The sequence below is a fragment of the Acinetobacter sp. AG1 genome (assembly GCF_001005525.1).
GTDB classification, from domain to species: domain Bacteria; phylum Pseudomonadota; class Gammaproteobacteria; order Pseudomonadales; family Moraxellaceae; genus Acinetobacter; species Acinetobacter modestus.
This window is the reverse complement of record NZ_LBMZ01000114.1, coordinates 89,427-99,480: the sequence shown is the minus strand read 5'-3', so window position 1 is coordinate 99,480 and position 10,054 is coordinate 89,427. Positions and strand designations below refer to the sequence as shown.

Genomic DNA, 10,054 nt, shown 5'->3' with positions numbered 1-10,054 from the left:
AATAAAAAAACCAACCTTAAAGATTGGTTTTATACTAAGTAATAAACTTAAAAACTTATTTCTTCGTAAATTTTTTGTTCTTTTGTTAGATCTTTAGCTAAAGGAATTTTCTTCTCAGTATTTAACGATTTTACATATTCGTTAAATTCATTTACCCAAGGTCCTGATTTAAACACAACTGTTTTAGAGAAGGTTTTCTTATATAAAACTTCAGAGTCGTAATAGATCGAATAGGTCTTATAAGCAATCACAATAAAGACTTCACGATCTTTATACTGCCATTTGTACCTTCTTTTAAAACCGATTTTTCCACCAAGCTCATCTAGCAGAAGGATCGATGAAATCAGTTTGTTTTCTTTAGGGAATGCACCATCACTTTCTTTAAACTTTTTACGAAGCGAACTATATTTCAAATTTTCAGATTCTAAGAAAATTAAAACACCCAAAAATAGAAGCAAGATACCAATGATTAAAAAAAAGTAATCTTTATTAAAAAATAGGAAATACCCTCCTAGTAAAAAAGAAGAGATAATGGATGACAACATTAGTCCGAACAAAGCCCAATAAAACATTTTCTTCTTTAACACAAGAGACAGATTATAAAAATTATACAAATATTACTGTTAATTACAATATAGTACGCCTGTCTACTATGCATTTATTTTCACATACATTAATGAGACTTTTGTGGCAATATTTGTCACATCAAAGCATTATATTTAAATAAAAATCATTATAATTCCACAATCATTTAGTATCACTTACAGATGAATTATATATTTAGTATATTAAAAACATATATTTTTTTTCACCCTAAATGCAATTCACATATATTTTAAATAGAAAATTAATACACTTTTCAACAAATATTAGATTAACAAAGAAGCAGCAAGGATAAGCATAATAATACCAATCAGCACATCAAGAATTTTCCATGCTTTAGGGTTAGCAAAAAAAGGCCGTAACAAACGAGCGCCAAAGCCCAAACTAAAAAAGAAAATAAAAGATGCTGAAACAGCCCCCATCGCAAAAGCAGTTTTATTAAGGTATTGGGCAGAAATAGAACCTAACAACACCACTGTATCCAAATAAACATGTGGGTTGAGCCAAGAAAAGCTGAGGCACAAAATCAAAGTTTGTACCAAACTTGTCGTAGGTTGATCAGAGGCAACTAAACCTGTATCAGCCTTGTACGCATTATAAAAACTACGTAGACCATAGATCAGTAAAAAAGCGGCACCAAAATATTTCATCACCTGAATCAACCAAATCTGCTGACTCAGAATTGATGCAAAACCGAATACGCCAAAACAAATTAAAACTGCATCAGATAACGCACAAACTAAGCAAACCCAAAAAACGTATTGTTTCAATAAGCCCTGCTTCAGTACAAAAGCATTTTGTGCACCAATTGCTAGAATTAAAGAGAAACCTAAAAGTAGACCTGAGAAATATGTAGAAAACAAAACTTAGCCTTTTTGAACTAAATAACGATATTCGGTGTGACTGTTTTCATCAAGACTTTCTTCTTTTAATAATAGTTCATGCCCAAGATGCATACAAAACTTAGGAATATCCCAAGATGTAGAAGGATCTGTAGCAAAGACCTCGACGATATCACCTGATTTTGCTTTACGAATCGCTTGATGCAACATCATTACAGGCTCAGGACAACGTAAACCTCTAGTATTAAGTTGAACAGTGGGAAGTTGAGGTTGTTCGGACATCATCATACTCATATATTTTAATATTCACATTTTAACATAAAGTAAGTCGATAAAAATCATCAACAGCTTTTTGAAAAACTGTACATTTTTCGCATCGTTTTATTGATGCATATCCGCTTTTTCTTCGGTATGATGAAAATCATCTAATTGATATAGAGAGTCTTTAGGAAAGATCATGGTCGAGGAATCCAGTCCGTCGTGGGGTATGCGTGGCTTAAGAAAATGGTTAGGTACTGCACCTGAAACCCGCGATGAATTACTCAGGTTAGTTCAAGACTCACGTCGTTTTTTAGAACCAGATACTGTTGCTATGCTTGAGGGTGTTCTCGATCTACCAGCAACAAAAATTCGGGAAGTCATGACGCCTCGAACTGCAATCATCAGCTTACAAGAAGATGATCAGTTATTGGATATTTTAGATGTCCTGATTGATTCAGCACATTCGCGTTTCCCAGTGTTCTCAGCAGATCAAAGTGATAATGTTGTTGGTATTTTATTAGCAAAAGATCTTTTGCCTTTTTTGACTGAGCGCAATGTCAAAGTCGATATTCGCTCTCTGATGCGCCAACCTGTGTTTGTACCTGAAAGTGCACGTTCAGACCAAGTGTTACGTATGCTAAAAAACACCCAAACACATATTGCGATTGTCATCGATGAATATGGTTCAACTTCTGGTTTAGTCACCCTTGAAGACATTCTCGAAGAGATCGTTGGTGAAATTGAAGACGAACACGATATTGCCGATGAAGAAGCGCTATATATCGTACCTGACAATGATCCAACTACAGCCAATACATGGATTGTGCAGGCACTTACACCAATTGAACATTTCAACACAATTTTAGATGCAGATTTTTCTGATGATGAAGTTGAAACTATGGGCGGTTTACTGCTGCAAGAGATTGGTTTAGTGAGCGATTTACAAGGTCAAACCATTGAGCTTGGAGATTGGCAATTTACCATTATTGAAGCAGATGCACGCACTATTCATCTGATTCGAGCTGTACGTCAATGAGAGCCTATTTTGAAAAGCTGTTAAAAACTTCTCAACCGCAAAAACAGTTACCCTTTATTTTTCCCCTTTTGATTGCACTCATTTCAGGTGCAATCTTTAGTTTAGCTTTAGCACCTTATTATTTTTGGTGGCTGGCGATTCTATCACCGGCTCTATTATATGCTGTATTACGTCAACGTACCCCACGCCAAGCTTTTGCGCTGGGTTGGGCCTATGGTTTTGGTTTATGGTTTGTCGGCGCCTTTTGGCTCTACACCTCTATCCATACTTATGGTGATACCAATGCATTTTTAAGCATTTTGATGATTGCCTTTATGGCAGCAGCAATGGGTTTATTTACAGCTTTTCAAACATGGCTGTACCGTCGCTTTTTCCCAGAAACACCGTTAACCTTCGCCCCACTCTGGGTATTATTTGAGTGGGCGAAAACTTGGGTATTCACAGGTTTTCCATGGTTATTTGCAGGCTATGCTTTCACTGAACGCTTACTCGATGGCTATGCCCCTTTATTTGGTGTCTATGCTGTTTCTTTTGTTGTGATTGTCTTGGCTTGTGCCTTGGTCGAGGTTTTAAATCGCCGTTGGTTCTGGGCTATTCCTTCTGCGCTACTGATAGCGGGTGCATGGGGTGCTGGGTTGATTCAATTTGTGCAGCCTAAAGCAGCTAAACCGCTGAGTGTTTCACTAATTCAAGGGAATATTCCGCAAGATCTGAAATGGTTGACTGAATATCAGATTAAAACTTTAGAAATCTATGCCACTTTAACCCGTGCGGAATGGGGGCGTGATCTCATCGTTTGGCCTGAATCATCTATTCCCTTATTTCAAACGGATATTCCAGACTTTTTAAAAGCAATGGATATTCAAGCAAAAAAGGCAGATAGCGCTTGGGTGACTGGAATCCCTTACTGGGATATGCCAAAGTCTCAACAAGTGGGTGAACCCTTATATTACAACAGTATTATGGCGTCAGGCAGTGACTCGCATGGCTTGTATAAAAAACAACGTCTTGTTCCATTTGGCGAATATATTCCTCTTTCAGGAATGCTGAAATGGGTGCTGCCTGCGATGCAAAATGATATTAGTATGAGTGGCTTTTCACGTGGGGAAGCCAATCAAAAGCCTCTAACCATCAAAGGACATGCACTTGCTGCTGCCATTTGTTATGAAGTAGCTTATCCAAACCTTACCCGTCGTAATGCGATGAATAGTGACTTTTTAATTACTGTTTCAAATGATGCTTGGTTTACAGGTACAGCAGGTCCTTGGCAACATTTACAAATGGTACAAATGCGTGCCAAAGAGAATGGTCGTTGGTTTATTCGCGCGACTAATACTGGTGTAACTGCATTTATTGATCACAATGGGCACATTGTGAAACAAGCTCCTTTAGATCAGGAATTTGTATTACGTGGTGATTTGCCTGCTATGCAAGGGCAAACGTTATATAATCGTTTGAGTGATTATCCAATCTTGATTTTCTCACTATTATTGTTAGTAATGGGATGGATTTATCGCCCACGTAAAGTTGATATTTCGTTTAAATCCCGTCGATAAATTACAATAACTTTGTGCCTAGAGGAACATTAAACTCTAGGACACAAAGCACAACATCCCTTCCTGATTATGAAAATCCGTCACCAAGCACTTTGATTGAATCGGACTAATTTGTTTTTTCGGGAAATTCACAGCAACAACCAATTTTCCAATCAAATCATCAGGCTGATATAGCTTGGTAATTTGTACACTGGATTTTCAGATCTCCAACTCTTCGCCAAAATCGAGTTGTAAAATATAAGTAGGTTTCCGAGCTTCCCTAAACGCTTCTGCATGAATGATTCTACCCACACGTAATTCAACCTTGCTAAAATCATTCTACTCAATCTGTTGCATATATCCCTTCTTTTATTTCATGTTTGCATGAAGCATAATCAGTTTGTGCCCATCAATAAATACGCTTATTTTCATTTTCAATTGAGCAGCTTCATGCTAAATTAATTTTGCTGATCATAAAGCCGTAAACGTTTACGTCAATCAACGTGCCAACATATCTCCAACAAAGCGTGGAGCTATTTGATCAAGATATTTTTATCTTTGATAAGGGACTGGCGTTTGTTGGTTTACGGAGTAAAAAATGCAGAGTTCAAAATCTTCTTCTTTTAGTTTTCAAAAGATTCCAAATCGTTACGCATCTATTGTTTTACCCTTCTTCTTATCAATTATTATGACCTTTATCGTGTCTTGTATTAGTACACTCAGAAGTATGGGTTTTGAACAATTTTCTTCTGCGACGTGGATGTCAGCATGGGGGATTTCTTGGTTGATTGCATTTCCTGTACTGCTATTGGTATTACCTGTTGTGCGTAAATTAACCATACTACTGGTTCAACCGACTTAATTTGAGACAAAAAACGTAGATCTTGGTCTACGTTTTTTGAATATATTGGGCTTAGAAATTAATCGAGACTTGAACCGATAAATAAGCCACTAAACTGGATAAAAACAACATTGGAATATAGCGATAGGCTTTAAACATAAGCTGCTCATATTGAGAAATGGTCTCATCATTATTCCAAACAGTGGTTTTTAATGCGCTTAAAAAACACAGCACAAGCCATGCGCTCAACATACTCAATGCAAAAAAGCCAATCATAATTTGACTACTTCCTTCCGTGGCTTGCCACAAACTTAAAGCCCCTTGTGTAATCGGCAATAACATTAAAATCAGTAAGACAGATTTAAGCATTGTCCAATGAAACTGATTCAGCTCATCCAACATAAAAAATGCTTTCATCTCATTTCTCCATACCTGATTTAAATGGTCTGAATTTATTATGCAAAGCTTTGATTTAAAGGAAAAGTCTATTTACCTACATAATTCATTGTTTCTTGTAACCATTAAGTATGGGAATAATTCTTATTATAAATCCCACATAGTTTATATTTTATTTTTATATATTTTTCAAAAACTTAAATAAAAATTATTAATCAGTAAACATTATCACTTCACTCTTGATTTATTTAATCAAAAAAATGAAGTGATATTTTATTCAAACATTATGGCTGGTAATAAATATCGGCATCATTGCCTTCACCGCCTTCTTTACCATCCGCACCAAACGAATATAAATCAAACGCGCGACCTTCACGACCCGGAATCACATATTGAACATCATTTTCCCAACTATCTTTTGGATAACCACCTTTAACATAACCACCTGGCAACCAGTTTTTAGCAGCCGCAGGTTTGTTGACCAAAGCATCTAAACCACCATCTTGCATCGATGGATAACGACCATTATCGAGCTTATATTGATCCAAAGCACCAGCAACACCTTTGAGTGTAATACTGGTTGTATCAACTTTGGCTTTTTCTCCACGTCCCATCACATTCGGGACGATTAATGCAGCCAAAACACCTAGAATTACAATAACAACCATCACCTCAATGAGGGTAAATCCTGAGCGAGGATTAACAAAGTGAAACTTTGTCCGAGCGCAAGACGAAGAGCTATGCTCTGAGTTACAAGATTCCGCAAGGGTAGAAGCATTCAAGCTACGTCCAACATTTTGTTTATCTATTAAATTATTCATATTCATCTCTTACATCTTACTCATCAGATCATATTGTTCATATTAATAATTGGCAACATTACCGCAATCACAATCACCAATACAATTGCCGCCATAAAAATCAGCATCAAAGGTTCAAGCAAGGCCAGTAATGTAGAAATAAAGGTCGTCACCTCACGATCCTGCATCGTGGATGCACGGTCCAACATGCGATCCAGTTCACCTGACGCTTCACCACTTCGAATCATTTGTACCATCATTGGTGGGAAATAACCGCAACGCTCCAATTGTGTTGCTAAATTACCACCTTCTGTTACACGCTCCATCGCGACCTCAATCGCATCACGTATCACCCAGTTATTACTCACTTCAGCACCGATACGTAGAGCCTCAACCAAAGGCACACCTGAACGGGTTAAAATCGACAAAGTACTGGCAAAACGCGCCGCATTTATACCACGTGAAAGTTTACCAAATAGTGGCAATCTGAGTGTTAATCGGTCAAATGCATAATGCCCTGCAGTCGTTCTTAAAAAACGGGTAAACAAGATCACCGCAATAAAGGCCAGAATAAGCATGCCCAACCACGTATGTCGAATAAAGGCACTAGCTTTCATCAAAGCAACTGTAATCCAAGGCAAGGCTTCTTTACTTTGTTCAAAGGTTTTGACAATTTCAGGCACGACGTAGGTCATCAGGCCCATCACAATCCCAAAAGACATCAACATCAGTACGATCGGATAAATCATCGCACCCTGAATTTTCTTTTGCATGGCAAAACGATTTTCGGTGTAATCCGAAAGCTGATCTAGAATCAGATCAAGATGGCCTGAACGCTCACCCGCAGCAACAGTTGCAATATACAGTTCAGGGAATCGCCCCGACTGCTGCATACTTTTCGCCAGTGAATGTCCTTCCAAAACCTTGGATCGTACGGCAATTAATAAATTTTGGACATGTGATTTTTCACTTTGCTTACTCACTGCACGCAAGGCTTCTTCCAATGGAATACCAGCTGCAACTAGCACAGAAAGCTGGCGGGTCATTAATGCCAAATCATAGGCACTAAAGCTTTTTTTAAACCATGAGCGTTGTTGCTGTTTGTCTTTTTGCTCAACTGCATCGACAGCAATGGGTGTCCATGCTTTATCGCGTAACTGTTGACGAATTTGGCGTGCAGAATCCCCTTCCAGCACACCTTTATGTTGCTTTCCTGAGGCATCAAGCGCAGTAAATTGATAAGCAGGCATGGTTCTGTTCTAATTGTCCCAAAATAGTTGTTGTTACAGTTGCATCCGTGTTTGAAATGAAACCTGAGAGTTTCACAAGAAATTCATCGACATAACACTTCGCACTTTAGCATAATTCCATGACATGCAGTCATGCCATTTTACCCATGAATGAAGCCTATATGCCTAGCCAAAATTCTAACGCTATTTTGTACCGTATTCGAGTTGCAATACCCGTTTATGTATACGACACGTTTGACTATACGGTCAGTGCTGGACAATACGCACAAGCTCAAATCGGTGCACGCGTTGCCATTTCTTTTGGACGGCAAAATCTCGTAGGAATCATTACTGAAAAAGTTGACCCAAACGAAGCATTTATAGGGCAATTCAAACTTAAGGCCATCACAGAATTACTCGATCAGGAATCAATTCTAGATCAACAAGTTTTAACTTTGTTGACATGGTCAGCACAATATTACCAATTCCCGATTGGTGAAGTGATGCAAAGCGCTCTGCCTACTTTATTAAGACAAGGGCGTGCCTTGGATATTCTGTTTCATTTATGGAAGATCATTCCCCATGATGATCCCAATACCTTATTAAAACGTTCACAAAAACAATATGATGCTTATCAGGTTCTCAAACTGCATCCCAATGGCACAACTGAAAATGTGCTCAATCTAAGTGGTGTAGAAACCTCAACCCTAAAAGCCTTGGAGAAAAAGGGCTTGGTTGAATGCTGTCTAGAACCGCATGATTTCACCCCTACACCTGTGCAACTGGCTCAAGTGCCTTTGACACCGAACGAAGATCAAAAGAAAGCCATTCAACAGATCCTCAAAGCACAACATCACTATCAGGCATTTTTACTCGATGGTTTGACCGGCAGTGGCAAAACTGAAGTTTATTTGCAAGTCATGCATGAGGTGTTAAAACAAGGCAAACAAGTATTGGTGCTGGTGCCTGAAATAGGCCTGACGCCGCAAACGGTCGCCCGTTTTAAGTCACGTTTCCATTGTGATGTGGCTTTACTGCACTCAGGCTTAAATGACTCAAAACGTTTACAAGCATGGCAACATGCACAAACGGGCAAAGCATCGATCATTATTGGCACACGTTCAGCAATCTATACCCCACTGCCGCATTTGGGCTTAATCATTCTGGATGAGGAGCATGACCTCTCCTTTAAGCAGCAAGAAGGTTTCCGTTACCATACCCGCGATGTGGCGTTGTATCGTGGTTATTTACAGAACTGTCCTGTTATTCTCGGTTCAGCCACCCCAAGTATTGACAGTTATCACTTGGTGGAATCGGGCAAGTTACATCTGCTTGAGTTGAATCAGCGTGCAGGCGTCGCTGTACTGCCGAAAATGTATGTGGTGGATTTAAAAGTCGCAAAAAAGAAGCATGGTCTCAGCCAAACGCTCATCGAACAGATCAAACATACTTTAGAACGTAAAGAACAGGTGCTGATCTTTTTAAATCGACGTGGTTATGCACCGATCCTGATGTGTGAAAGCTGTGGTTGGCAAGCCAACTGCCCACATTGCGATGCGAATTTTACTTTGCATTCACAGCCCTACCATTATTTGCATTGTCATCATTGCGGCACCATCAATCGCCTGCCTGATCATTGTCCTGCCTGTCAGAAACAAAGCTTAAAAACTATTGGAGCAGGAACAGCAAAACTTGAAGAACATTTACAGGAGCTATTTCCACATAATGAAGTGATTCGGGTCGATCGTGACAGCACCAGTCGAGTCGGTAGCTGGCAAAAAATCTATGATCGCATTCAGCAAAATAAACCGAGCATTTTGTTGGGCACACAAATGCTGGCAAAAGGCCATCATTTTCCGCATGTGACGCTCGTCGCGATTTTAGATATTGATGCAGGACTGCTCAGTGTTGACCCACGTGCACCTGAGCGAACCGCACAGCTGATTGTGCAGGTCGCTGGCCGTGCTGGTCGTGGCGAGCATAAAGGCAGTGTTTATTTGCAAAGTTTGCGTCCAGATCATCCTATGCTGACCACATTAATTGAACATGACTATCGTACTGTCGCCAAACAAATGCTGGCTGATCGCAAAATTGCCCTGCTGCCACCTTATCGTTATGCAGTATTGGTTCGGGTTGAATCTAAAGACAGAGATTATAGCCAACAATTCTTGGCAGATATTGCACAACAATTACGGACAATGGCTGGAGATTTAGTTGATATTTGGGGACCAATTCCCGCACCGATGGAACGTAAAGCTGGTCGTTATCGCGCGCATATGGTGATTTTATCAACTGATCGCGCCAAGCTGCACTTTTATTTACGTCAATGGTGGCAACAAGTGGTACATTTACCACGTCAGCATTTGCTCAGACTCTCTATCGATGTTGATCCACAAGAGTTTAGTTAAAGCTAAACGTCCGTTGATTCAAATGACCAAGGGCGTTTCCGAATATCATCTTTGCAGATCATATTTTTACAGGCGCTTCATTTGAGTTAGTCTAGATAAAATA

The 10,054-nt window shown here is 39.2% G+C and carries 10 protein-coding genes and 1 pseudogene; 4 read left to right on the top strand and 7 right to left on the bottom strand.

Going from position 1 to position 10,054, the window contains the following annotated elements; all coding sequences use genetic code 11:
- Positions 1–47 precede the first annotated feature (47 nt).
- The 3 genes from AAV96_RS11160 to tusA form a co-directional block, all read right to left on the bottom strand.
- Positions 48–545: a hypothetical protein gene (locus AAV96_RS11160; RefSeq protein ID WP_227505847.1), complete on the bottom strand. Its 498-nt coding sequence runs from the start codon at positions 543–545 to the stop codon at positions 48–50.
- 324 nt (positions 546–869) lie between these two features.
- Positions 870–1,466 (bottom strand): LysE/ArgO family amino acid transporter, encoded by a 597-nt coding sequence (locus tag AAV96_RS11155; protein WP_046739351.1) that lies wholly within the window; start codon positions 1,464–1,466, stop codon positions 870–872.
- Between the two features lie 3 nt (positions 1,467–1,469).
- On the bottom strand, positions 1,470–1,727 hold the full coding sequence (tusA, locus tag AAV96_RS11150) for a sulfurtransferase TusA (protein ID WP_005162798.1): 258 nt from the start codon (positions 1,725–1,727) through the stop codon (positions 1,470–1,472).
- Between the two features lie 175 nt (positions 1,728–1,902).
- Between tusA and AAV96_RS11145 the strand changes: the two genes are divergently transcribed.
- Both AAV96_RS11145 and lnt read left to right on the top strand, forming a co-directional pair.
- Entirely contained in the window at positions 1,903–2,742 is an 840-nt protein-coding gene (locus tag AAV96_RS11145) for an HlyC/CorC family transporter (protein ID WP_004659203.1), read from the top strand.
- Entirely contained in the window at positions 2,739–4,298 is a 1,560-nt protein-coding gene (gene lnt / locus AAV96_RS11140; protein WP_046739350.1) for an apolipoprotein N-acyltransferase, read from the top strand. Before AAV96_RS11145 ends, lnt begins: the two co-directional genes overlap by 4 nt.
- Before the next feature lies 1 nt (position 4,299).
- Here lnt and AAV96_RS17995 read toward each other — a convergent pair.
- A pseudogene (locus tag AAV96_RS17995) lies at positions 4,300–4,589 on the bottom strand (tRNA-binding protein).
- A 286-nt stretch (positions 4,590–4,875) separates the two neighbouring features.
- Between AAV96_RS17995 and AAV96_RS11135 the strand changes: the two are divergent.
- Positions 4,876–5,139: a DUF2798 domain-containing protein gene (locus tag AAV96_RS11135; protein ID WP_046739349.1), complete on the top strand. Its 264-nt coding sequence runs from the start codon at positions 4,876–4,878 to the stop codon at positions 5,137–5,139.
- 51 nt (positions 5,140–5,190) lie between these two features.
- On the opposite strand, the gene AAV96_RS11130 is transcribed toward AAV96_RS11135, so the two are convergent.
- The 3 genes from AAV96_RS11130 to gspF all read right to left on the bottom strand — a co-directional run bounded on the left by AAV96_RS11130 (position 5,191) and on the right by gspF (position 7,564).
- On the bottom strand, positions 5,191–5,535 hold the full coding sequence (locus AAV96_RS11130) for a hypothetical protein (protein WP_046739348.1): 345 nt from the start codon (positions 5,533–5,535) through the stop codon (positions 5,191–5,193).
- A 263-nt stretch (positions 5,536–5,798) separates the two neighbouring features.
- Positions 5,799–6,335 (bottom strand): type II secretion system major pseudopilin GspG, encoded by a 537-nt coding sequence (gspG, locus tag AAV96_RS11125; protein WP_046739347.1) that lies wholly within the window; start codon positions 6,333–6,335, stop codon positions 5,799–5,801.
- A 23-nt stretch (positions 6,336–6,358) separates the two neighbouring features.
- Positions 6,359–7,564: a type II secretion system inner membrane protein GspF gene (gene gspF / locus AAV96_RS11120; RefSeq protein ID WP_046739346.1), complete on the bottom strand. Its 1,206-nt coding sequence runs from the start codon at positions 7,562–7,564 to the stop codon at positions 6,359–6,361.
- A gap of 146 nt (positions 7,565–7,710) precedes the next feature.
- Between gspF and AAV96_RS11115 the strand changes: the two genes are divergently transcribed.
- Complete coding sequence (locus AAV96_RS11115; protein WP_046739353.1) at positions 7,711–9,951, top strand: primosomal protein N'; 2,241 nt, start codon at positions 7,711–7,713, stop codon at positions 9,949–9,951.
- Positions 9,952–10,054 lie beyond the last annotated feature (103 nt).

What these genes read in the sequence shown, in the direction of transcription:
- AAV96_RS11160 (WP_227505847.1), bottom strand. Translation starts at nt 545, where the DNA reads ATGTTGTCATCCATTATCTCTTCTTTTTTACTAGGAGGGTATTTCCTA.
- tusA (WP_005162798.1), bottom strand. Translation starts at nt 1,727, where the DNA reads ATGTCCGAACAACCTCAACTTCCCACTGTTCAACTTAATACTAGAGGT.
- AAV96_RS11145 (WP_004659203.1), top strand. Translation starts at nt 1,903, where the DNA reads ATGGTCGAGGAATCCAGTCCGTCGTGGGGTATGCGTGGCTTAAGAAAA.
- lnt (WP_046739350.1), top strand. Translation starts at nt 2,739, where the DNA reads ATGAGAGCCTATTTTGAAAAGCTGTTAAAAACTTCTCAACCGCAAAAA.
- AAV96_RS11135 (WP_046739349.1), top strand. Translation starts at nt 4,876, where the DNA reads ATGCAGAGTTCAAAATCTTCTTCTTTTAGTTTTCAAAAGATTCCAAAT.
- AAV96_RS11130 (WP_046739348.1), bottom strand. Translation starts at nt 5,535, where the DNA reads ATGAAAGCATTTTTTATGTTGGATGAGCTGAATCAGTTTCATTGGACA.
- gspG (WP_046739347.1), bottom strand. Translation starts at nt 6,335, where the DNA reads ATGAATAATTTAATAGATAAACAAAATGTTGGACGTAGCTTGAATGCT.
- gspF (WP_046739346.1), bottom strand. Translation starts at nt 7,564, where the DNA reads ATGCCTGCTTATCAATTTACTGCGCTTGATGCCTCAGGAAAGCAACAT.
- AAV96_RS11115 (WP_046739353.1), top strand. Translation starts at nt 7,711, where the DNA reads ATGAATGAAGCCTATATGCCTAGCCAAAATTCTAACGCTATTTTGTAC.